The organism is Methylorubrum populi, assembly GCA_036946625.1.
Lineage (GTDB): Bacteria > Pseudomonadota > Alphaproteobacteria > Rhizobiales > Beijerinckiaceae > Methylobacterium > Methylobacterium populi_C.
The window spans coordinates 1,809,845-1,833,617 of record JAQIIU010000003.1 but is presented as its reverse complement, the minus strand read 5'-3'; the positions used below and the strand labels follow the sequence as shown (position 1 = coordinate 1,833,617).

General features: G+C 68.2%; 17 protein-coding genes and 1 pseudogene. 10 read left to right on the top strand and 8 right to left on the bottom strand.

What is annotated here, in order from left to right:
* Nucleotides 1-344 precede the first annotated feature (344 nt).
* Entirely contained in the window at nucleotides 345-1,148 is an 804-nt protein-coding gene (locus PGN25_20035) for an invasion associated locus B family protein (protein ID MEH3119804.1), read from the bottom strand.
* A gap of 406 nt (nucleotides 1,149-1,554) precedes the next feature.
* On the opposite strand from PGN25_20035, the gene PGN25_20030 reads away from it, so the two are divergent.
* On the top strand, nucleotides 1,555-2,319 hold the full coding sequence (locus PGN25_20030) for an SDR family NAD(P)-dependent oxidoreductase (GenBank protein ID MEH3119803.1): 765 nt from the start codon (nucleotides 1,555-1,557) through the stop codon (nucleotides 2,317-2,319).
* 132 nt (nucleotides 2,320-2,451) lie between these two features.
* Here PGN25_20030 and PGN25_20025 read toward each other — a convergent pair whose 3' ends face one another.
* Nucleotides 2,452-3,369: a response regulator transcription factor gene (locus tag PGN25_20025; protein MEH3119802.1), complete on the bottom strand. Its 918-nt coding sequence runs from the start codon at nucleotides 3,367-3,369 to the stop codon at nucleotides 2,452-2,454.
* On the bottom strand, nucleotides 3,362-6,559 hold the full coding sequence (locus PGN25_20020; protein MEH3119801.1) for an ATP-binding protein: 3,198 nt from the start codon (nucleotides 6,557-6,559) through the stop codon (nucleotides 3,362-3,364). Before PGN25_20020 ends, PGN25_20025 begins: the two co-directional genes overlap by 8 nt.
* A 543-nt stretch (nucleotides 6,560-7,102) precedes the next feature.
* Between PGN25_20020 and urtA the strand changes: the two genes are divergently transcribed.
* From urtA to PGN25_19975, 9 genes are all read left to right on the top strand, one after another.
* Entirely contained in the window at nucleotides 7,103-8,359 is a 1,257-nt protein-coding gene (gene urtA, locus PGN25_20015; GenBank protein ID MEH3119800.1) for an urea ABC transporter substrate-binding protein, read from the top strand.
* A 245-nt stretch (nucleotides 8,360-8,604) separates the two neighbouring features.
* The gene (gene urtB / locus PGN25_20010; protein MEH3119799.1) at nucleotides 8,605-9,531 is read left to right on the top strand and encodes an urea ABC transporter permease subunit UrtB; all 927 of its coding nucleotides are present in this window, start codon (nucleotides 8,605-8,607) and stop codon (nucleotides 9,529-9,531) included.
* Between the two features lie 12 nt (nucleotides 9,532-9,543).
* Nucleotides 9,544-10,713 (top strand): urea ABC transporter permease subunit UrtC, encoded by a 1,170-nt coding sequence (urtC, locus tag PGN25_20005; GenBank protein MEH3119798.1) that lies wholly within the window; start codon nucleotides 9,544-9,546, stop codon nucleotides 10,711-10,713.
* A gap of 13 nt (nucleotides 10,714-10,726) precedes the next feature.
* Nucleotides 10,727-11,512 (top strand): urea ABC transporter ATP-binding protein UrtD, encoded by a 786-nt coding sequence (urtD, locus tag PGN25_20000; GenBank protein ID MEH3119797.1) that lies wholly within the window; start codon nucleotides 10,727-10,729, stop codon nucleotides 11,510-11,512.
* Between the two features lie 88 nt (nucleotides 11,513-11,600).
* Nucleotides 11,601-12,290, top strand: a complete 690-nt coding sequence (urtE, locus tag PGN25_19995) for an urea ABC transporter ATP-binding subunit UrtE (GenBank protein ID MEH3119796.1) — start codon at nucleotides 11,601-11,603, stop codon at nucleotides 12,288-12,290.
* A gap of 139 nt (nucleotides 12,291-12,429) precedes the next feature.
* Complete coding sequence (locus PGN25_19990; protein ID MEH3119795.1) at nucleotides 12,430-13,659, top strand: acetamidase/formamidase family protein; 1,230 nt, start codon at nucleotides 12,430-12,432, stop codon at nucleotides 13,657-13,659.
* A gap of 2 nt (nucleotides 13,660-13,661) precedes the next feature.
* Nucleotides 13,662-13,979, top strand: coding sequence for a zinc ribbon domain-containing protein (locus PGN25_19985; protein MEH3119794.1), 318 nt, complete (start codon nucleotides 13,662-13,664; stop codon nucleotides 13,977-13,979).
* A 66-nt stretch (nucleotides 13,980-14,045) separates the two neighbouring features.
* Nucleotides 14,046-15,098: an aliphatic amidase gene (locus PGN25_19980; protein MEH3119793.1), complete on the top strand. Its 1,053-nt coding sequence runs from the start codon at nucleotides 14,046-14,048 to the stop codon at nucleotides 15,096-15,098.
* A 40-nt stretch (nucleotides 15,099-15,138) separates the two neighbouring features.
* Complete coding sequence (locus PGN25_19975) at nucleotides 15,139-15,654, top strand: hypothetical protein (GenBank protein MEH3119792.1); 516 nt, start codon at nucleotides 15,139-15,141, stop codon at nucleotides 15,652-15,654.
* Nucleotides 15,655-17,791: 2,137 nt separating this feature from the next.
* Here PGN25_19975 and PGN25_19970 read toward each other — a convergent pair.
* The 5 genes and pseudogenes from PGN25_19970 to PGN25_19950 form a co-directional block, all read right to left on the bottom strand.
* Nucleotides 17,792-18,196: pseudogene (locus PGN25_19970) on the bottom strand (TniQ family protein).
* A complete protein-coding gene (locus tag PGN25_19965; GenBank protein ID MEH3119791.1) occupies nucleotides 18,193-19,212 on the bottom strand; it encodes a TniB family NTP-binding protein in 1,020 nt (339 codons plus the stop codon). The pseudogene PGN25_19970 and the gene PGN25_19965 overlap by 4 nt, the downstream one beginning before the upstream one ends.
* 116 nt (nucleotides 19,213-19,328) lie before the next feature.
* A complete protein-coding gene (locus PGN25_19960; protein MEH3119790.1) occupies nucleotides 19,329-21,509 on the bottom strand; it encodes a Mu transposase C-terminal domain-containing protein in 2,181 nt (726 codons plus the stop codon).
* Nucleotides 21,506-22,222, bottom strand: coding sequence for a hypothetical protein (locus PGN25_19955; GenBank protein ID MEH3119789.1), 717 nt, complete (start codon nucleotides 22,220-22,222; stop codon nucleotides 21,506-21,508). The genes PGN25_19960 and PGN25_19955 overlap by 4 nt, the downstream gene beginning before the upstream one ends.
* A 405-nt stretch (nucleotides 22,223-22,627) precedes the next feature.
* Nucleotides 22,628-23,614 carry a hypothetical protein gene (locus tag PGN25_19950; protein ID MEH3119788.1) on the bottom strand — a complete coding sequence of 329 codons (987 nt, stop codon included), beginning with the start codon at nucleotides 23,612-23,614 and terminating at the stop codon, nucleotides 22,628-22,630.
* Nucleotides 23,615-23,773: the final 159 nt, after the last annotated feature.

Here is a 23,773-nt window from a genome sequence, read left to right as displayed (position 1 = left end):
AACTTGATGTCTTCGATGCGCTGGCTCATGACCTGAACTCCGTTGCGGCTCCTCTCTCGCGGCCGCCTTGATCCGTTAAATAACCCCTAACCTTGTGCAGCGTGATGGCGCGGTGCGTTTCGTCACCGTTGCTCACGCAATCCAGAAGGCGGGCCGGCGAAACATCCTTAACGACACCTTGGCGGTTGACTGTTGCCGCCCGGCTGGTCCGGGATAGGCTGAACGCATCGTTCCGCCCATGGTTGCACGGGCCGTGCGGTGCCCTGCTCCGCGAGCCAAAGCGAAGCCCCGCCGTGGCGACCGCGGCGGGGCTTTCTTTTCGAAGACCGTGCGGAGGTTGCGGCCTACTTTGGCGCGGCGTTGGCGGCGGGAGCGGCGGGAGCCGGGGCGGCGGCGCCCTGCTGCTCCAGCTTCTTGCGCATCTCCTCGCTGCGCTTCTCCATCTCGGCCTGGAGCTTCTTCTGCTGCTCTTCGAGCACCTTCGGGTCGATGGCCGCGCCGTCGAAGGCCTTGCCGAAGCCGGCGAGCGGCACCGCGAACACCACCTCGCGCTGGGTCTGGTTCTGGACCCGGACGTTGAGGGTGGTGCCTTTCTTGAAGCCGTTCAACAGCTCGTTCGAGACGCCGCCGGCCTCGGCGAAGCAGCCGTTGGGGAAGCAGACCGCGAACTTGCCGCCGGTGACTTCCTTGCCGTCGACGTCGAAGCGCATGCCCGGCGCGAGCATCAGGCCGAGCGGCAGCAGGAAGCGGACGACCTTCACTTCCTGCTTCGCGGCGGCGTTCTTCATGTCGTAGAGCGCGACGGCGAGCACCGGCTGGCCCGAATCCGACACGAAGTCGCGGGTGGTGTAGCAAACGTCGGTGCCCGAACCCTGGTCCTTGCCGCAGACCTTGGTCCAGTCGGCCTGGCTCGGCTCGGACTTCACGTTGATGATCTGCGGGCCGGCATTCTGAGCTTGCTGCTGGCCGGCGGGCGCGGCCGGCTGGGCCTGCGCCGGAGCGGGGGTCGGCGCCGGGGCGGCCGGCTTCTTCGCTTGAGCGAACGCGGTCCCGCCCAGGCCGGCGCCCAGGCCCGCCATGGCGAGGAACGCGGCCGCACCCAGCGCGCGCACGGAAGGCTTGGCCATGGAAGACTTGGCAAGGAACATCGGCGTTATGACCCCTTCAACGGATGGCGCGTAAGCAACGTGACGCGTGGCTCTTTCGGGCCGCCGCAGCCCCACGGGATGGCCGATCCGGCCGGTCGATCCCCGAGGCGCGGCCGCCCCTGGCGCGGTGCGCCGGATCGCCGTGCGCGGCGTCGGGCGCGGCGCGAGCCCCACCCGAGCGAGACGGCGGCCTGCTTTCCCCCGGAATGCGGCGAAGGCATGACGCCTGCGCCGTACACCCCTGCATGCGCCGCCTCAAGCCGTCGCGGTGACGGTTTCCGGCGAATCCGCCCTTCGCGGTTTCGTGTCCGGGCTTCCCGTCACCGGCCGGAACCGGCCTCCCCGGGTACGGTTGGATCGGCTTCGGGCGGAGCCCGTCGCTCCGCCGCCGAGGACAGGAGGCCGCATGGGCCGGTTTTCGAACAAGGTGGTTCTCGTCACGGGTGCCGCCTCCGGCATCGGCGAGGCCGCGGCGCGGCGATTCGGCCGGGAGGGCGCCACCCTCGTCCTCGCCGACAGGAACGCCGACGGCCTGGCCCGCGTCGCCGGCGGGATCGAGGCGGCGCAGGTGCACGCGGAGACCGCCGACCTCTCGAACGCCGACCGGTGCCGGGGCGTGATCGAGGCCGCGATGGCCCGGTTCGGGCGGCTCGACGTGCTGGTCAACAATGCCGGCAAGGACCATCTCGGCCGGGTCGACGAGGGCGACGTCGCCGATTTCTCGACCGTGATCGAGACCGACCTCTACGGCGTCTACTACATGACGCGCTTCGCCCTGCCGCATCTGCGCGAAGCCCGCGGCTGCATCGTCAACGTGTCGTCGGTCTCGGGGCTCGGCGGCGACTGGAACCACAGCTTCTATTGCGCGGCCAAGGGCGCGGTGACGAATTTCACCCGCGCGGTCGCGCTGGACGAGGCGAAGGGCGGCGTGCGGGTCAACGCGGTCAACCCGTCGCTGGTCTACACGCCGTTCACCGCCGGGATGCAGGACCGGCCCGAACTCGTCGCCAAGTTCGAGGAGCGCATCCCGATGGGCCGCGGCGCGAAGCCCGACGACATCTCCGGCGCCATCGCGTTCCTGGCGAGCGAGGACGCCCGCTTCGTCACCGGCGTGAACCTGCCGGTCGATGGCGGCCTCTCGGCCTCGAACGGCCAGCCGGCACTGAGCTAGAGCGAGGTCCCGCGTCTTCCCCCGTCGTCGCGAGCGCCGGCGAAACGATCCAGCACCGCGACCTGTCCGGAGAGGTCGGCGCCCTGGATCGCTTCGGCTTCGCCTCGCGATGACGATGCGCGACACCCGGGCTCAATCCAGGTCGCGCAGGTGCCGCGCCGCGACCGCCGAGGCCGCGGTGCGGTTCTCGACGCCGAGCTTGGCGTAGATGCCCTCCAGGTGCTTCGTCACCGTGCGGGGGCTCAGGCCCAAGATCTCGCCGATGTCGCGGCTCGATTTCCCGCGGGAGAGCCAGAGCAGCACCTCCGCCTCGCGGCCGGTGATCGGCAACCGCTCGCGCAGGCGCTCCAGGCCGGCGGCGGTGGGATCGCCGGACAGGCGCAGCAGGATCTCCGGGCCGGTGCGGCCGATGAAGCTGAGCGAATGGGCGCGCCCTTGCGCGTCGGTGAGCGCCAGCGGCGCGGTGCCGCCGCCCGCGAGGCATCGCTGCAGCCAGTCGCGCCCGCTCGGCGGCAGGCTCAGGGGCAGATCCTCTCCCGCTTGGCTGCCCAGCGCCGCGAGCACCCGTGCGGCCTGCGGCGTGCACCACAGCACCGAGCCGGCGGCATCGACCGCGAACAGCGTGCGCCCGGCGGTGTCGAGCGCGGCGCGGGCGCTCTGCGCGGCGCGGGCGCCGGCCAGATGCACGCGGATGCGGGCCAGGATCTCGTCGGGCGCGATCGGCTTGGTGACGTAGTCGATCCCGCCCGCCTCCAGGCCCTTGACGATATGCTCGGTCTCGGACAGCCCGGTCATGAAGATGACGGGCACGTGGGCGAGCCGGCCCCTGGCCTTGAGGCGGCGGCAGGTCTCGAAGCCGTCCATGCCCGGCATCACCGCATCGAGCAGGATGATGTCGGGGGTGATCTCCTCCACGAGGTCGAGGGCGAGGTCGCCGCCGACCGCCACCAGCACGGTCGCGCCGGAGCGCTCGATCGCCTCGGTGAGGAAGCTCAGGGTGTCGGGCGAATCGTCGACGACGAGGACGATGTCGCGCTGCGCCTCAGGCATCGCGGGCGAGCCCTTCCAGCACGCCGACGTAGCGGCGCATGTCGTAGGCCGTCACGAGGCTGCGCATTCGCGCGACGAAGGCCGGCGGCACGGCCGCATCGGCCTCCAGTTCGGCGAGCTTGGCCTCGATGCCCCGCACATGCCCGATGCGGCCGAGGCGCAGCAACGCGGCGACGTGCTCGGCCGGCACCTTCTCCCCGTTCGCGGGCGTGGGCGGGCCTTGGGGCCGCTCGATCGGGCGGACCTCCGGCGCCGGGGCGGGCCGCGGCCGGGCGCTGCCCAGGAGCCCTGTGATCCGTTCCAGGAAATCCTGCATGTCGAAGGGTTTGGCGATGATGTCGTCGTGCGGCGCGTCCGCGCCGCGGGTCGGGCTGATCTCGTGGACGTTGGCCGACATCATCGCGATGCGGGCGGTGAAGCCGGTCTCGCGCAACGTCCTCGCCACCTCCCAGCCGGTCATCCCCGGCATGGCGATGTCGAGCAGGATCAGCGCCGGCTCGCGCTCGCCGGCCAGCGCGAGGCAGGCCGGGCCGTCCGGCGCCTCGGCGACGGTGAAGCCCAGCGGCTCCAGGATCTCGCGCATCAGGGCGCGATGGGCCGCGTCGTCGTCGGCGACGAGGACGGTGCGGCCGGGCTCCGCCAGGGCGGGCCGTCGCACCGCCGGGGCCGGCATCGCGGCGGGCGCCGGGCGGTTCACCGAGGCCAGCATCAGCCGCACCCGGAAGCAGGTGCCCTGCCCGACCCGGCTCTCGACGGTGATCTCGCCGCCCATCACCTGCGCCAGCAGGTGTGCGATGGTGAGGCCGAGCCCGGTGCCCGGCGCCGCGCGGGCGGCCGGCATCGAGCCGCGCTCGAACGGCTCGAAGATCCGGCCGAGGTCGCCCTCCGGGATGCCGAGCCCGGTGTCGCGGATCGAGAAGACGGCGACCTGCCCGCGATAGGTCACGCCCAGGGCGACCTCGCCTTGCACCGTGAACTTGATCGCGTTGGAGAGGAGGTTGAGCAGGATCTGGCGGAGGCGTTTCTCGTCGGTCGCCACCACCGCCGGCAGGATCTCGGGCCTCGTGAAACGGAAGCTGAGGCCCGCGCCCTCGGCCTGAAGGCGCACCATGTCGACGATCTGGGCGAGGAAGTCGGCGAGCCGGATCTCGTTGCGATGGGTCTGGAGGCGCCCCGCCTCCATGCGCGAGATGTCGAGCAGGCCGTCGATCAGCCCGGAGAGGTGCTGCGCGCTGCGGCGGATCACCCGGATGCCGTTGCGGCGCGGCTCCGGGATGCCGGGATCGCCCTCCAGAAGCTGGGCGTAGCCGAGCACGGCGTTGAGCGGCGTGCGCAGCTCGTGGCTGATGCCCACCACGTAGCGGCTCTTGGCGAGGTTGGCGGCCTCCGCCGTCTCCTTGGCCTGCTGCAGCTTGGCGTCGGTGACCTTGTGGGCGGCGATCTCGGCCTCGTACAGGGCGGTCTGGCGGGCGGTCTCCTCCTGCGCCACGCGGCGGCTCTCCTGCGCCAGCACGAACAGCCACGCGACGACGCCGAGGATGACGATCAGGATGAAGAACAGGCTCGTCAGCGCGGCGCGCAGGGTCTCGCCGTGCTCGGGATGGGCTGCGGCGGCACCCGCATGGACGATGACGAGGATCAGCCCGATCACCGTGACGAGGGTGAGCATCAGGGCGAGGTAGCGGCCGAGCGGCGCGCCGATCCAGGCGGCGGTGCGGGCCGGCAGCACGCGGGCGAGCGTGTCGCGGGCCTGCGCTTCCAGGCGCCCGTGCGGCTTGCACAGGTCGCCGCAGCGGGCATCGAGCGAGCAGCACAGCGAGCAGATCGGCCCGGAATAGGCCGGGCAGCGGGCCATGTCCTCGGCCTCGAACGGATGTTCGCAGACCCGGCAGGTGATCTCCGGCCGGTCCCAGGCCGTGTGCGGCGCGCGGGCGAGGTAGCGCTTGCCCCCGGTCGCGAGGGCGATGGAAGGGGCGGCGGCGAAGGCGGCGGCGAGCGCCAGCATCGGTGCGAAGGGCTGGAGCGCGGCGCCGAACAGGCCGGCATGGACGAGGCCGCCGGCCAGCAGCGAGAGCACCATCGCCCCCGTCCCCACGGGGTTGATGGCGTAGAGATGCGCCCGCTTGAACTCGATGCCCGGCGGCGACAGGCCGAGCGGCTTGTTGACCGCGAGATCGGCCGCGAGCGCGCCGACCCAGGCCGAGACCACGCAGGCGTAGAGCGGCAGCGTGCTCTCGATGGTCTTGTCGATGCCGAGTTCCATCAGCAGCAGGGCGATGGCGACGTTGAAGACGAGCCAGACCACCCGGCCCGGATGGCTGTGGGTGAGGCGCGAGAAGAAGTTCGACCACGCGATCGAGCCGGCATAGGCGTTGGTCACGTTGATCTTGAGCTGCGAGATCACCACGAACAGGCCGGTGAGCGCCACCGCGACGCCGGGCGAGCCCGAGACGTAGCCGAAGGCCACCGCGTACATCTGCGTCGGCTCGGCGGCCCGCTCCGGCGAGACGCCGTGGCCGAGCGCCAGCACCGTCAGGAAGGCGCCGAGCAGGATCTTCAGCATCCCCGGCACGATCCAGCCGGCGCCCGCCGAGAGCACCCCGGTCCACCAGCGCCAATCGCCCTTGCCCTTGGGCGGCGGCATGAACCGCAGAAAATCGACCTGCTCGCCGACCTGGGCCAGCAGCGCCAGCAGGATGCCGGAGGCGAGCCCGAACAGGCGCAGGTCGAAGCCCGCGCCCGCGGCTTCCATGCCGGGATAGCCGGTGAAGGCCTCGAACGGCACCGGCCCCGAGAGCAGGATGCAGGCGAGCGGCAGCAGGTTGAGGCCGATCCAGAGCGGCTGCGTCCAGATCTGGAAGCGGCTGATCAGCCGGATGCCGTAGACGACCAGCGGGATCACCGCCCCCGCGCTGACGATGTAGCCGATCCACAGCGGCAGGCCGAAGCAGAGCTGAAGCGCCAGCGCCATGATCGCCGCTTCGATCGCGAAGAACAGGAAGGTGAAGCCGGCATAGACCAGCGAGGTGATGGTCGAGCCGAGATAGCCGAAGCCCGCTCCCCGGGTGAGGAGATCGACATCGACCCCGTAGCGGGCGGCGTAGATGGTGATCGGCGCGGCGGTGGCGAAGATGACGAGCCCGACGACGAGGACCGCGGCGACGGTGTTGGTGAAGCCGGTGGCGAGCACCAGCGTGCCGCCGATCGCTTCGAGCGCCAGGAACGACAGCGAGCCGAGTGCCGTCTGCGCGATGCGAAACGGCGACCAGCGCCGCGCCTTCTTGGCGGTGAAGCGCAGGGCGTAGTCTTCCAGCGTCTCGTCGGCGACGAAGCGGTTGTAGTCCCGGCGGATCGGAATGATGGACCGGGCGCTCAGGGGGCCGTCCTCATGATGAGCGATCGAGCGGAGATGCGCCGGGATCGGGCCACGTGACGTTAGACTGCGTGGAGGGGCGGCGAAAGACTTGCAACGAAAGGCTTGCAACGGACGTACCGTGCCTCGGGGCGTCTCCGTGCGGGTGCGGCGCACGAAGGCCGGCCGAGCGCCATCGCTCCGCCCAACCCATTACGGCAGCGAAGCCGAGAGGGTCACCCTATGGGCTGGGAGGGCCGCCGGACATACGCAAAACAGCGTATAGGCCGCACGGCGAGAACACGCCTAGCCTCCACCCCGTTCGAGCACGGCCGCCGACCGGCAGAGCCGCGCCGACGCGAGATCAGGGGTTCGGGCACGATGGCTGAAGACAAGGGGAAGGGCCTGGAATCGGCCCTGCGGCGCAAGCTTCTCATGGGCCTCGCGGGCCTTCCCGCCCTGGCGATGATGCCGCGGGGGGCGTTTGCCGCCGCGCCGACCTCGGCGGTCAACACGACCGGGCTCGCGGTGACCGACAGCGAGGTCACGGTCGGCATCCTGCACTCGGCCACCGGCACGATGGCGATCTCCGAGACCGGTTCGATCCAGGCGGAAAAACTCGCCGTCGCGCAGATCAACGAGATGGGCGGCGTGCTCGGCCGCAAGATCAAGGTGATCCAGGAGGACGGCGCCTCCGACTGGCCGACCTTCGCCGAGAAGGCCAAGAAGCTCCTCGTCAACGATCACTGCGCCGCGGTGATGGGCTGCTGGACCTCCGCCTCGCGCAAGGCCGCGCTGCCGGTGTTCGAGCAGTATAACGGCCTTCTCTACTACCCGACCTTCTACGAGGGCCTGGAACAGTCGAAGAACGTCATCTACACCGGCCAGGAGGCGACGCAGCAGATCCTCGCCTCCCTCGACTGGGTGCACAAGGAGAAGGGCGCCAAGACCTTCTTCATGATCGGCTCGGACTACATCTGGCCGCGGACCTCGAACAAGATCGCCCGCAAGCACATCGAAAACGTGCTGAAAGGCACGGTCGCCGGCGAGGAGTACTTCCCCCTCGGACACACGCAATTCAACTCGGTCATCAACAAGATCAAGCTGAAGAAGCCCGACGTGATCTTCGCCGACGTGGTCGGCGGCTCGAACGTGGCGTTCTACAAGCAGCTCAAGGCCGCGGGCATCGACCTCGGCAAGCAGACCCTGCTGACGATCTCGGTCACCGAGGACGAGATCGACGGCATCGGCGGCGACAACATCGCCGGCGCCTATTCCTGCATGAAGTACTTCCAATCGCTCAAGAACCCGAACAACGAGAAGTTCGTCGCCGCCTTCAAGAAGATGTGGGGCGAGAAGACCGTCATCGGCGACGTGACCCAGGCGGCCTATCTCGGGCCCTTCCTGTGGAAGATGGCCTGCGAGAAGGCCGGCTCCTTCGATGTCGACAAGGTCGTCGCGGCCTCCCCCGGCATCGAGTTCAAGGAGGCGCCGGAAGGCTACGTGAAGATCCACGAGAACCATCACCTCTGGTCGAAGACCCGCGTCGCCAAGGCCCTGCCGAGCGGACAGTTCGAGGTGGTCTACGAGAGCCCCGAGCTGATCGAGCCGAACCCCTTCCCGAAGGGGTATCAGTAGTCGGCCCAAGTCTTGCAGGCCCAAGTCTTGCAGCAAGATTTGCAGCAAGTCTTGCAAGGCCGATCCCACCCACGGCCCTCATCCTGAGGCGGCCGCGTCAGCGGCCCTCGAAGGAGGGTTCCAGGGATCTCGTGCGCACGGGAGGCCTCCTTCGAGGCCTCCGCTGCGCTCCGGCACCTCAGGACGAGGTGATCTGGAGGGATTGACCGACAGAAGGCCTGTCCGGGCCGGATCGGAGATCAAACATGTTCGGCGATTATTCGCTCGCAGACCTCAGCTCGATCTTCGTGATGCAAGGCTTCGCGGGCCTGATCCTGTTTTCCGTCTACGTCCTGATGGCGCTGGGGCTGGCGATCATCTTCGGCCAGATGGGCGTCATCAACATGGCCCACGGCGAGTTCATGATCCTGGGCGCCTACGTCACCTACCTGTGCTCGAGCGTCTTCCAGACACACCTGCCCTCGCTGTTTCCCGCCTACTTCTTCGTCGCCATGGCGCTCGCCTTCCTGGCGTCCGGGGCGATGGGGATGCTGGTGGAATGGGCGCTGATCCGCCACCTCTACAAGCGGCCGCTCGACACGCTGCTGGCGACCTGGGGCCTCTCGCTGATCCTGCAGCAGGCCTACCGCACGATCTTCGGCCCGCGCGAGGTCGGCGTCGAACTGCCCTCGTGGATGATGGGCTCGATCCCCGTCACCGATTCGATCGAGGTGCAGATCAACGGCCTGTTCGTGATCGCGGTCACCACCGTCATCACGCTCGGCGTCGCGGTGCTGATCTACCGCTCGCGCTTCGGCGCGCAGATCCGCGCGGTGATGAGCAACCGCGCGATGGCGGGCGCCGTCGGCATCGATACGGAAAAGGTCGACCGCACCACCTTCGGTCTCGGCTGCGGCATCGCCGGCATCGCCGGCTCGGCCTTCACCATGATCGGCTCGACCGGCCCGACCTCCGGCCAGCTCTACATCGTCGACACCTTCCTGATCGTGGTCTTCGGCGGCGCGGCGAGCCTGCTCGGCACCATCGCCTCGGCCTTCTCGATCTCGCAGACCCAATCGACCCTCGAATTCTTCCTCTCCGGTTCGATGGCCAAGGTGCTCACCCTGCTCGCGGTGGTGGCGATCCTGATGCTGCGGCCGCAGGGCCTGTTCACCCTCAAGGTCCGTCGCTGAGGAGCGCGCCAGATGACGAGCCCGGTTCAAACTCTGTCGAAGGCGGTCACCGTCAACGACAACCCCTTCATGAAGCCGGTCGAGTGGGTCAGCCTCGCGCTGCTGGCCGGCGTGATCCTGGCGGTCCTGCCGCTGATGCTCGACGGCTTCCGCCTCAACCTCGTCGGCAAGTACCTCACCTACGCCTTCGTCGCCCTCGGCCTCGTCATCTGCTGGGGCTATGCCGGCATCCTCTCCCTCGGCCAGGGCGTTTTTTTCGGATTGGGCGGGTACTGCATGGCGATGTACCTGAAGCTCGAAGCTTCGAGCGTCGAGAATACGAAGATCCAGTCGACGCCGGGCATTCCCGACTTCATGGACTGGAACCAGATCACCGCGCTCCCCTGGTTCTGGCAGCCCTTCCACTCCCTGCCCCTGACGCTCCTCCTCGTCGTCGCGGTGCCGGTCGCCTTCGCCTTCCTGATCTCGGTGGCGATGTTCAAGCGGCGCGTCGGCGGCACCTACTTCGCCATCATCACCCAGGCGATCGCCGCGATCCTGACGATCCTGATCGTCGGCCAGCAGGGTTACACGGGGGGCATCAACGGCATCACCGACCTGCGCACCCTCCACGGCTGGGACATCCGCACCGACAGCGCGAAGTCCATCCTCTACTTCGTCAACGGCGGCCTGCTGATCGGCTGCATCCTGATGGCGCAGTACGTGAAGCGGTCGAAGCTCGGGCGCATCCTCGTCGCCATGCGCGAGAAGGAGGACCGAGTCCGGTTCTCGGGCTACTCGGTGGCGGGCTTCAAGGTATTCGCCTTCTGCCTCGCGGCGGGTTTCGCGGCGATCGGCGGCGCGATGTTCACCCTGCAGGTCGGGTTCATGTCGCCCTCCTTCGTCGGCATCGTCCCCTCGGTCGAGATGGTGATCTACACCGCGGTCGGCGGACGCCTGTCGCTGTTCGGCGCGGTCTGGGGGACGCTGCTGGTCAACTGGGCCAAGACCTCGTTCTCCGAATCCTTCCCCGACATGTGGCTGTTCGGCCTCGGCGCCCTGTTCATCGCCGTGGTGCTGATCTTCCCCAACGGCATCGCCGGCCTCTGGCGCGAGCATGTCGAACCCCGCCTGTTCCGCAAGGCCAAGGGCCTGGCCCCCGTCGCCGGCCCCGCCCTGCCCCACGGCAGCCCGGCCGAGTGAGGATGAGACATCCATGAACGCGGCCATCCTCCCCTCCACACCCATCGGCACGCCTGCGGACGAAAAGAACTTCCTGCTGGCGGTCGAGGCGCTCACCGTCTCCTTCGACGGGTTCAAGGCGGTCAACGACGTGTCGTTCTACGTCGATCCGGACGAGATCCGGGTCATCATCGGCCCGAACGGCGCCGGCAAGACCACCGTGCTCGACCTGATCTGCGGGCGCACCCGGGCCAGCTCCGGCTCGATCAAGTACAAGGGCCAAGAACTGACGAAGCTCTCCGAGAGCGCGATCGTCCAGGCCGGCGTCGGGCGCAAGTTCCAGACGCCCTCGATCTACGACGACCTGACGGTGTTCGAGAATCTCGAGATCTCGTTCCCCCGCGGCCGCTCGGTGTTCGGGGCGCTGACCTTCAAGCGCGACGCCGAGGTGCGCGACCGCATCCACGAGATCGCCCAGACGATCTTCCTGAAGGACCAGCTCGACGAGCGCGCCGAGTTCCTGAGCCACGGCCAGAAGCAGTGGCTGGAGATCGGCATGCTGCTGATCCAGGACCCGGAACTTCTGATGCTCGACGAGCCGGTGGCCGGCATGAGCGTCGGCGAGCGCATCAAGACCGCCGAACTCCTCAACCAGATCATCAAGGGCCGCTCGGTGCTCGTCATCGAGCACGACATGAAGTTCGTCGAGGACATCGCCCACCGGGTCACCGTGCTCCACCAGGGCAAGGTGCTGTCGGAAGGGTCGATGGAGCGGGTCAAGAACGACCCCAAGGTCGTCGAAGTCTATCTGGGCCATTGAGGGCGAACCGATCATGCTCCAGACCGCCGCCTCCCCTTCCCTCTCCCCTTCCCCCCTCGTGCCGCCGGTGATGGCCGGCGCGCAGCCGATGCTCGCGATCTCCGACCTCCACGCGGCCTACGGCCAGAGCGAGGTGCTGCACGGCATCGACATCAACGTCGCGCCCGGCGAGATCGTCGCCGTGATGGGCCGCAACGGCATGGGCAAGTCGACGCTCATGAAGACGCTGATGGGCATCGTGCCGACGAAATCCGGCACGATCACTGTGGATGGTGTCGACGTCACCGCCATGAAGAGCCATGCCCGCGTGGCCAAGGGCCTCGCCTACGTGCCGCAGGGCCGCATGATCTTCTCCACCATGACGGTGCAGGAGAACATCGAGACCGGCCTGACGGTCACCGGCTCGCGAAAAGTGCCGCAGGATCTCTACACGATGTTCCCGGTCCTGCTGGAGATGAAGGGACGGCGCGGCGGCAACCTCTCCGGCGGCCAGCAGCAGCAGCTCGCCATCGCCCGGGCGCTCGCCAGCAACCCGAAGATTCTGCTCCTCGACGAGCCGACCGAAGGCATCCAGCCCTCGATCATCCGCGAGATGGGGCGTACCCTGAAGAAGATCCGCGACGAGCGCGGTCTATCGATCGTCGTCTCGGAGCAGGTCCTGAGCTTCGCCATGGACGTGGCCGACCGGGTGCTCGTCATCGAGAACGGCTCGATCGTCCACGAATCCCTGCGCGCCGACATCGACGAGGCTCAGGTCGCCCGGTTCCTGTCGGTGTGATGCTCTTCCCCTCCCCCTTGCGGGGAGGAGAGCGCGTCGGAACAGGCGCGAATTCTCGAATGCCACTGAGGCGACCGGAACAACCCCGGACTCGCAACGGGAGCGGCTGTCCATTTTCCGTAGAGGAGCGGCGAAGGAAATGCCCGAGACCCTGATCAAGGTCGATCTCACGCAGTCGGCCTACGACAACGATAGGGTGCACAACCGCTGGCACCCGGATATCCCGATGGTCGCCACCGTGAAGCCCGGCGACGACTTCATCGTCGAGACCTACGACTGGACCGGCGGCTTCATCAAGAACGACGATTCCGCCGACGACGTGCGCGACATCGACCTGTCGATCGTGCACTTCCTCTCCGGCCCGATCGGCGTCGAGGGCGCCGAGCCCGGCGACCTGCTCGTGGTCGATCTCCTCGACATCGGCGCCAAGCCCGAGAGCCAGTGGGGCTTCAACGGCTTCTTCTCGAAGAACAACGGCGGCGGCTTCCTCGACGAGCACTTCCCCCAGGCCCAGAAGTCGATCTGGGATTTCGAGGGCATGTTCACGAAGTCGCGCCACGTGCCCGGCGTGCGCTTCCCCGGCCTGATCCATCCCGGCCTGATCGGCTGCCTGCCCGATCCGAAGATGCTGGAGACGTGGAACGCCCGCGAGAAGGCGCTCTACGACACCGATCCGAGCCGGGTGCCGGCGCTCGCCACCCTCCCCTTCGGCCCGACCGCGCATATGGGCCGGCTCAAGGGCGACGCGCGGGACAAGGCGGCGGCCGAGGGCGCCCGCACGGTGCCGGGGCGCGAGCACGGCGGCAATTGCGACATCAAGGATCTGTCGCGCGGCTCGAAGATCTACTTCCCCGTCTACGTGCCGGGCGCCGGCCTCTCCATGGGCGACCTGCATTTCAGCCAGGGCGACGGCGAGATCACCTTCTGCGGCGCCATCGAGATGGCGGGCTGGGTCCACCTCAAGGTGAGCCTGATCAAGGACGGCATGGCCAAGTACGGGATCAGGAACCCGATCTTCAAGCCGTCGCCGGTCACCCCGAAATACGACGATCACCTGATCTTCGAGGGCGTCTCCGTCGACGAGTCCGGCAAGCAGCATTACCTGGATGTCACGGTCGCGTATCGCCAAGCCTGCCTCAACGCGATCGAATACCTCAAAAAATTCGGATATTCCGGCGCGCAGGCCTACTCGATCCTCGGCACCGCCCCGGTCCAGGGCCACATCTCCGGCGTCGTCGACATCCCGAACGCCTGCGCCACCCTCTGGATTCCGACCGGCATCTTCGACTTCGACATCAACCCGTCCGCGGCCGGGCCGACGAAGTTCCTCGACGGCTCGGTCCAGATGCCGCTCTCGCCGGACCTTTGATCATGCCGGTCTACGATTACGCCTGCGAATCCTGCGGCCCGTTCACGGTGCTGCGCCCGATGGCGCAGTTCAAGGACCCGCATGACTGCCCGGATTGCGGCGGGGAATGCCAGCGCGCCTTCCTCACCGCCCCGCGGATCTCCGGCATGGATCCGGGCGCGAGGGCGGCCCACGCCACCAACGAGCGCAGCCGCCATGCGCCGCGGCGCTCCGGCAGCCACGGGGCCGGCTGCGGCTGCTGCACGCCGAAGAAGACGACCGCTGCGCCCGCGGCGGCCAAAAGCTTCCCGAACGCGCGGCCGTGGATGATCAGCCACTGATCCGACGCACCCGACAGCCTGTCGGGCTCCGCCCTCCGGACACCCCGAACCAGAGTGGAAAACGCCATGATGCACGGCGACATCTCATCGAGCCAGGACAGCGTCGGCGTCGCCGTCGTGAACTACAAGATGCCTCGCCTGCACACCAAGGCCGCGGTGATCGAGAACGCCAGGAAGATCGGCGACATGATCGTCGGGATGAAGGCCGGTCTTCCCGGTCTCGATCTCGTGATCTTCCCCGAATACTCGACCCACGGGATCATGTACGACGCGGCCGAGATGTACGAGACAGCCTCGTCCATCCCCGGGCCTGAGACCGAGATCTTCGCCGATGCCTGCCGGAAGGCAGGGGTCTGGGGCGTGTTCTCGCTCACCGGCGAGCGCCACGAGGAGCATCCGCGCAAGGCACCCTACAACACCCTGATCCTGATGAACGACCAGGGCGAGATCGTGCAGAAGTACCGCAAGATCATGCCCTGGACCCCGATCGAGGGCTGGTATCCCGGCGACCGCACCTACGTCTCGGACGGCCCGAAGGGGCTGAAGATCAGCCTCATCATCTGCGACGACGGCAATTACCCCGAGATCTGGCGCGACTGCGCCATGCGCGGGGCCGAACTCATCATCCGCTGCCAGGGCTACATGTATCCGGCCAAGGAGCAGCAGGTGCTCATCTCGAAGGCGATGGCGTTCGCCAACAACACCTACGTGGCGGTGGCCAACGCCGCCGGCTTCGACGGCGTCTACTCCTGTTTCGGCCACTCGGCGATCATCGGCTTCGACGGCCGCACCCTCGGCGAGTGCGGCGAGGAGGAGATGGGCATCCAGTACGCGGCGCTCTCGAAGTTCCTGATCCGCGATTTCCGCGCCCACGGCCAGTCGGAGAACCACCTCTTCAAGCTGCTGCACCGCGGCTACACGGGCATGATCAACTCGAAGGAGAACCGGCACGGCCTGTCGGAATGTCCCTACGACTTCTACCGACGCTGGATCGAGGATCCCGATGGCACCCGCGACGCGGTGCGCGCCATCACCCGTTCCAGCGTCGGCACCGAGGAATGCCCGATCGAGGGCATCCCCTTCGTCGGCAAGGGCGAGGGCCCGCCCGACCCGCGCTGAACTCGGAACGGCGCGGCCATGAGGTCGGAGCCGTCGCCGGATGGATCACGTCCATCGATCCGGCACCATCGGCCAGGCGGCCGCACGGACAAGCGGCGGCGGCTGTGTGATCCGCTTCGGTCTGGAGCCGGTTTCGCTTGCGGGCGAGGACCGGGTGGAGCGCATGCACCTGGGCCGCCCTGGGTCGAAGGGGACGATCGCGCTCGATTGCGGGCTCGTCGTCTCGAGCATCGGGCGGCGGACCGCGCCGTTACCGGGCCTCTACGCCTGTGGCTGGAGCAAGCGTGGCCCCCGCGGCACGATCGGGACGAATCGGGCTTGCGGCGTCGAGACGGCCGAGGCCGTGCTCGCCGGTCTTACGGCCTTGCCGACGCCTGCCGCGGATGCGGAGGTGCTGCTGACGCGGTTCGCACTGAGGAAAGGGCAGACCCTCGACCATGCCGCCTGGCGCCGGATCGACGCTGCCGAACGGAGCCGAGGCCAGGCCGCCGGAAAGCCACGGGAGAAGTTCGTCACGCTCGGCGAGATGCTGGCTGCCGCGGACGCGGCGGCCTGAGATGCCGTCACGACGGGAAACTCGGAACTTGCGGGCTCATCGACCGCTTCGGACGGCGCGTGACCCAACCTGCGCCTCGCTGCGCGAACGCACGCTCACGACGAACGGCACGCCGCCGCGCTTCGCCGAAGGTTGGGCATCTGTGGACGCCCCGGCAAACGCAAGAGGGATTTTGGGATGGCATTGCGGCGCGTAGTCGGGTGCTGACATCTGTCCGGCCTCTGATGCGACCGTTCAAACGTCGCGGGCCCGTATGGGAGTTCGCGGACCGGAGCCAAAACACAGATGCGCGCTCGAGGCGCTCGCCCAATAACTGGCTGTCCGATCCCGTCTCGTCGACCGTTGCGCCATACCTTCCTTCGACCGTCCTACGTTCTCGACGACCTCCTGCCGCGGACGGCTACGCCGCCACGACCGGAGCCTTGTAGTGACCGCCTCTCGCCATGAGGGCCCAGACGATGCGGGCCATCTGTGGACGCCCCGGCAAACGCAAGAGGGATTTTGGGATGGCATTGCGGCGCGTAGTCGGGTGCTGACATCTGTCCGGCCTCTGATGCGACCGTTCAAACGTCGCGGGCCCGTATGGGAGTTCGCGGACCGGAGCCAAAACACAGATGCGCGCTCGAGGCGCTCGCCCAATAACTGGCTGTCCGATCCCGTCTCGTCGACCGTTGCGCCATACCTTCCTTCGACCGTCCTACGTTCTCGACGACCTCCTGCCGCGGACGGCTACGCCGCCACGACCGGAGCCTTGTAGTGACCGCCTCTCGCCATGAGGGCCCAGACGATGCGGGCCATCTGTGGACGCCCCGGCAAACGCAAGAGGGATTTTGGGATGGCATTGCGGCGCGTAGTCGGGTGCTGACATCTGTCCGGCCTCTGATGCGACCGTTCAAACGTCGCGGGCCCGTATGGGAGTTCGCGGACCGGAGCCAAAACACAGATGCGCGCTCGAGGCGCTCGCCCAATAACTGGCTGTCCGATCCCGTCTCGTCGACCGTTGCGCCATACCTTCCTTCGACCGTCCTACGTTCTCGACGACCTCCTGCCGCGGACGGCTACGCCGCCACGACCGGAGCCTTGTAGTGACCGCCTCTCGCCATGAGGGCCCAGACGATGCGGGCCATCTGTGGACGCCCCGGCAAACGCAAGAGGGATTTTGGGATGGCATTGCGGCGCGTAGTCGGGTGCTGACATCTGTCCGGCCTCTGATGCGACCGTTCAAACGTCGCGGGCCCGTATGGGAGTTCGCGGACCGGAGCCAAAACACAGATGCGCGCTCGAGGCGCTCGCCCAATAACTGGCTGTGGGAGTTCGCGGACCGGAGCCAAAACACAGATGCGCGCTCGAGCTGCCTGACCTGCGGTGCCGAGACGCCAAGTTCTTCGGCCACCAGCGACATCGGCATTGCCTCGGCCAGCCGGCGGAGGAGCGGGGCGGCGGCGGTCGCGTCGAAGGTCACCACGTGCCAGGGCAGGACTTCATGTCCTGGAGGGAGGTGCCCCGCGCGGTCGAGGGCCTTCCTGAGGCGCCTGACGCTGATGCCGGTCTCCCGGGATGCCGACCGGATTGAGTGGACCTTTCGATAGGGCAGCGGCTTCCCGAAGACACGCTCGTTCGGGTTGAACGGCGCGTGGTCGGCGACGCAGCGGACGAGAAGGTCCCGGAACGGGCCATATGCGGGATCGAGACTGCGGTGGTTCAGCCAGACGTAGGTGTCCCCGAACCAGCCGGCAGGCCCGACCGGGGTCGCGCGGTTCCCGGCGAAGCCGTCGAGGAGCCCCCTGAACACGTCGGAGACCGCCGTGGGGCCCTCGGAGACGACCTCGTAGCCCGCCTCTCCCGCGCGCGCCCAATCGTCTGCCGTGAGGCCGATGCGGCCCGGCCTGGGCCCGAAGACCATTGCGGCGCCAAGCATCTCGCACACCCTGGCGGCCGCGTAGAACGGAAAGCCGTCGAGCCAGTTGCCGGGCCGGTGGCCATCCAGGCGGTCCAGGAGGTACGTCTCGAATCGCGAGGGCGACCTGCGTCGCTGCCCGACCTCGTCGGGGTCCCGGCCGAGCCAAGGCGCCACGACCGACGCGAAGTCCTGGGCGGTCAGCTTGGGCATCGCCGGAAGGTCGACGAGCACGGTCCCATGGCGGTGGCAGGTCCGGACGTGCGTGACGGTCCAGGACGTGCGCCCGTAGGCGGCCACGGACGCAGGGAGCTTCGAGGCGCCCGCGTCCTCGGCGAGGCATTCCGGGCAGATCCGGACGCTTGCTCCCAGGAAGCTCGTCACCGCCATCGCCTGTCCGCGAACATCGTAGCGCTTCCCGACACGGCGCCGGGTCTCGTGGAGCAGCGTGTCGACTTGGCTGCCCGTAAGCTCGCAGAGACGCGTGACGGCCTCGATGTCACCACGCATGAGGCCGCCGTACCCGATCCCGAGATCCCTGCAGAGCTCCCTGCCGCTCGGCAGGCCGTTGATCCTGGCGAGCCGCGAGACGAAGCTTTCCGGTGTCTCGCCAGGGGTGTGCGGAAAGCCCGGATCGAGCCTCATCGACGCTCTCTCGCTGGCTTGGCAACAGGGGTGCTTTCCGCCTCCTTGGCCAGGACGCGCGTGCAGTCGACCTTACGCCAATTCACCACGACGAACGGGTTCGCCGTGTCCAAGCAACCGGTGCGGGCCCTGTAGGCCAGCTTGAAGTGCTTCATGCCGAGCACTGTCGCCCGCGGCCTGGAGTGGAAGGCCAAGCCGATGGCCTCGTGCGCGATCTGCATCGTGGTGCCGAGCTCGTACAGGGCCGCGTGGATCAGCCGTGGGGCGAGCTTCGTGCCGATGTCATCCGGGACGCCCATCCCGGCCACCTCGGCCATGTCGGTGACGGCGGCGGCGATCATCGAGGGGTCGTGGCGCTCCCGGAGCGAGCGCAGGTTCACGAACACGGCCCGGCGGCGGACCTCCCCCTTGGTGTCGGCGTTCGTTCTGCCGTCCTCCTCGGGCTCGTTGAGTCCCGCGAAGAACGGGATCACCTCCGGAAGCCCGGACAGGACCAGCACCACCGGCCAGTTCGGCGAGATCATGAACGCCTTCAGGAGGGTCCGGATCTGGGTCAGCTCACGCTTGTTCGCCGTCTCCAGGACGTTGTGTATCTCGTCGAGGTGCAGGACCACCTTGCCGAGGAATTCGAGGCGGTCACGGACGCGTCCCCAAACCGCCGGCACGGGCCGCTCTGCCGCCATAGGGAAGCCGAGCACCCGCAGGATCTCCAGGCCGAGCGCCTTCGGGTTGCACGGCGAAGGCGTCTGCACCGACACCGCCCTGCAGCCGGAGCCGGGAATGCCGAATCCAGGGAAGGCGGGATGGTCCGATATGATCCGAGACAGCATCGAGCTTTTCCCCGCCCCGGTCCTGCCGACCAGCACCAGGGCCCTCGTCTCGCTGCGGTTGCCGGGCCCGAGCGGGCGGGTGGGGTCGATGCGGGTCACCAGATCGGCGTAGAGCTTCCTGAAGGCAGCGGAGGTCTCATCGTCCCGATCGGGCGTCCTAAGGATGCGCGACCTCACCCGTTCCATGACATCGAGGGCCTCGCGCTCGTCCGGAGACATCGCAGCGAGCAGTTCCTGAAGGACGTCCGTGCCCGTATCGCCGAACCCGCTCATCGCCCGTCCTCGCTTCGGCTGCCCATACGTCACGTCGGGGGTGCCGGCGGGGTCTCGGTCGCGGCCGGATGCGCCGCGGCATCGTCCTGCTCGCCGCCCGTCGCTGGGATGACGGCGTCGAGGAGATCGCCGCCCTGGTCGCCGGTATCCACCTCGTCCCATTCCGGCAGGGCGAAGCCGTAGCCCAGGGCCTCGCGCGCCCGGCGGAGGGAATCCGGCGTGTCGAGCTCCTCCATGATGCCGGCCTCGCGGCGGCATTCCTCGGCGAGTTCCGCGAAGGCGCGAACGGAGGCGAGCACGACCGGCCTCGACAGCTCGGCGTCCCTGGCATGGCGAGCCTTGAGGTCGGCGGACGCCTCACGCCAGACCCGGAACGGCACACCCCTGAGCTCCGGCTTGCGGCAGGGGACGGTCAACCACTCATCCCCGAGCTGGACCGAGGCGTAGCCGACGTCCTCCGGGTCGAGCCGGAAGGGCACGTCGTGGATGCCCTTGTGGGTGAACCAGTCGTAGAGTTCCTGATTCTGGTACCTGAGCCCCAGGATCGTGACGCCCGAGTTGTCGATTGTGCAGGTACCCTCGATGCCGAAGATCGCGCGCTGGGTGTGGGGGTCCGGGACCGGGATGCGGCCGGTGGTCCGGCGCAGGCGGAGGAAGGCGTTGCGCGGGGTCTCCCCGCCCAGGCCCGGGTGCGGCCGGTTGTGATAGTCGTCGACGACGTGGCGGACGAGTGCGCGGGCGAGCACGTCGAGCGGCACGCTCGCGTTCTTATCGGCCTTGTAGTCGCCCTTCTGGACGACGTTCGAGAAGGTGCGGCCCGTGAAGTGGCCCATGACCCTCTTCTCGATGGTCGAGAACATGCGTTCGATGGTTCCGCGCAACCCGGCCTTCCCGGCAGGCGGGTGGAAGAAGGTGCCGCCCATGGCCCGCACCACGGTGCGGGTCTCCTCGGCGAGGAAGGCCGAGCCCCAGTCTGTGACGATCTTCCCAATGCCGGTCGACATCGACCACTCGGTCAGCGCCCCGGACCCGTCAGACAGCGTCGACTTGTCGGAGATGATCATGCGGATGGTCGCGACGGCCTCGGATGCCTTCGGCTTCTCGACCAGGCGCATGCCAAGCACGCAGCGGCTCGCCCGGTCGATGGCGACGTAGAGCCACCAGCGGGCGCGCCCCACGGCCTTCCGGGTCTGGGGATCGAGATCCTTCCAGACCCTGGCCTTGACCAGCAGCGTCTGCAGGGAGACCTGCCACTCGTCCATCTCGATGCGCTCGCCGATCCGTGTCACGGCGGGCCCGTCCTCGACGGCCGCGAACTTGCGGCAGGCGGCCGCGAGGGTGTGCCGCCGCGAGTAGACCCAGAAGGCGTCGAGCGACTTGATCTCGGCGTAGAACCGGCGCCGGCTCGGCAACCTGAGCGGGGGCAGGCCGACCTTGGCCAACTCCTTGTTGCGGGCCCTCAAGGCTTCGTCGAGTTCGTCGTAGAGCAAGGCACGGGGTGGGCGCGCCTGGGTGGCGTACTTGTTGGCCTTCTCGACCATCAGGTCGTGGGCCTCGGGCTCAAGCTTGGGCGTGCGGTCGCCGCAGTGGCGGTAGTTGTCGCGCAGCGCTTCGGGGGCCCAGTCGCACTCCTCCATGATGCGCAGCCAGCGCTGCAGTGTCCGGTAAGTCGGCTTCTTGCGGGATCCGATCTCGGTTCCCGAACGGATCGCGCGCGGGGTGCCGTCCTTCTTTAGTGGGACGGGCTTGCCCTTGGCGCGCTTCTCGTCCGTGCGGCGGACGATCTTGGCGCATTCGAGCGCGTTCACCTCCACCGCGATCTTCTCGATGGCAGCGGTCATGCCGTCATTTGAGCGGTCCGCCTCGCCTCGCAGCACCATGGCCGTGAAGCGCTCGACGTACGCGTTCTTCCACAGGACCTTCGGCCGCTCGCGCTCGGGGATCTCGGCGAAGTTCGCCACGCCGCTGCGCTGGCGCGCACGGACCTTGCCCTCCTTGAACCACTCCCTGTCGTAGCGGTACTCGCGCGACCTCTCGTGCACCGCCATCTCGGCGAAAGTGAACCCCTCGAACCAGTCGGGATCGTCGACCCTCCTGAACCGGTAGCCGTCCTCGTTCGTCTCGACGCAGGTGTAGGCCACCTTGCCGATGCGGATGCGGTCGTGCTCGCCGTAGGCGATGCGGTCGTGGTGACGGTCTGGCCTGCTCACGGCGGCCCCCCATGCACGGCCCGGCGGACCGTCATCTCGGGGTCGATCAGCCCGCTCCGGGTCGGCACGAGGATGCCGTCGCCGATGGCACGGGCCACCGTGTAGAAGCCCTGGTCGTGACCTTCGAGGCCCGCGGCCCTGACGATGCAGGCGATGGTCGAGGCGCCGTTCAGACCCTCCGCCACCGCACGGACCCGCGCGTCGAGTTCCGGGTCTGGCAGGCGGCGGGCATCGTGAATCAAACCGCCGTTCTGCACATCCTCGCGGGGCATCATCGCGTCGGTCATGAGCAGCGCCCCGTTCGCGAAGGCGGGGTCCATCTGCCGTGCAATCAGGGTGACGAGCGCCTTGAGGCCGTGCTTCTCCGCGATGGCCTTCGGCTTGACGGCGACTGCGATCCTGCGGCCGGACTTCAGCACCAGGAGCAGGTCGAAGGTGTGCCTGCGCATGATCCCTTCGAGGTCCCGGTAGGGCACCGGGGCGGGCTGCTCGAACAGCCGGGCGCAGTCGGGCCTGGCGAGCAGGATCAGGGCGGCCTTGGCCTCCAGGTCGCTCTCCCCGATGAGCTCGCGATTGTCGTTGGGCTCGACGAGGATCGGACGGCCCGACCACCGGGGGCTCTCGTCGGGCCGCCGCGTCGCGACCGAGCGCGACGGTGCGCGCCAGCGGTGGGCCGGCTCGTCCGATGCGAAGGTTGCGGGAGGGGTCGACACGTTCGGTTAGCCTTCCTGTGGCGAACCCGGCGTCGAGCGGCTGAGGTTGATCGGGACCGCTTGCGTGCCGTGAGGTACGCGTGCAGGATCAGCCCGCTCGACGCAGGGATTCGTTCTTGCTCGTCTGGTGAAGGAGGCCGCCCAAGCTCGTGAGGTTGGGGGCGGCCTACGGATACAGAGGCGCTTCGGGTTGCCTCCCGGGGCGCCTCGCTCCGTTTCTGGACACGGCTACATCATGGGTTCCCCCGTCGGCGGCGGTCGCCGAATTCGCGAATTCGCATGTACGGTGACCCGGAACGGGCTATTCGCATAGCCCCGCCCGGCAGAGATCGAGTCAGATCAAGGGCTTGCGGCCGTCGCCTGACATCGCCCAGGAATTACGAGGGGGAGACGGGGTGTCCGGGCTCAGGTCCTGAGCCTGCCGGTATGCCGGTCGGCCTCGAATGCCGCGAACAAATCAGCGTGGTGTGGCTCCAAAGCCACGCCCACTTTCGCAAGCACCGCACTCCCTATGAATCGGGCGCGTTTCGCGAGCAGTTCGGCCCGCTCCTCGTCGTGCTCGGTCGCCGCGGACGCCAACGCGAACAGGGCGCAGGCCCGGGGGTCTATGGCCACCAAAGGCACCACGCGGGCATTCCGGGCGACGGCGACGCCCTGCCAGGCTGGCAGGGTCATCGTCTCCATGACGACGTCGATCCTGTCCTCGTCGAGATCCCCGTCACGCAGGTTGGTCGCCAGCGACGCGGCAGTATGGAATTCGACCGATCCGTCCTGGCCGTCGAAGGCGAGATGGCCCAGGCGCGACGGCGCGAAACCCCGGCCGGCGCTGGTCACCAGGGTGGCCGCGACCTCCGCGAGCAGGTCGTCCATCTCCCCCTGGACGAGAAAGCGGAGGCTGTTCCCGCGGACGATGGGGAAGGGCGCGAGGGTCTCGGCGTCGAGTTCGTAGCCGAACATCGCCATCGACCCCATCACCCTCAACCGGTCGTCCATGAGGCCTTCGCGCCAGAAGCCATGGACGATCTCGCCGGCGAAGGACGGTAGCCTCGCGAGCCTGAGCGCCCGGGCCACGCGGCCGGCGTTCTCCAGCCGCGGCGCCGACTGTGCGAGCGATGCCTGGACCTCGTCGCGGCGCGAGAGGTAGCGGGCGTGCTCGGCCTCCGTCTCGGGCGAGCGCCGCCCCAGCCCGACGAACGCCTTCCTGCCGGTCGAGGGATCCTGGAAGTAGCGGTACAGGTACTCGTGGCCGCGGGCCTTCTTCCAGATGATGCCGCCGCGCAGGTCGTGTGCCTCGCGCAGCAGGGGCGCGTGAGAAGTCCAGAGCTCGCGCACGCGACCGGCGTGCGCGGCCTGCTCCTCGTCCATCCCGTTATCGCTCAGCTCGATACGCATGTTTCACCTGCTATCGCAGCATATGGCGATTTGGGTTGAAACATCAACGCGGCTCAGTTCCGTGGCGGCCGCTTATCCCCTGAGCCCGTGCGTGATCGGAGCAGTGGGGTCCACCCGCCGCAGTTCATGGAACGAGAAACGCCGGCATGAGGCCGGCGC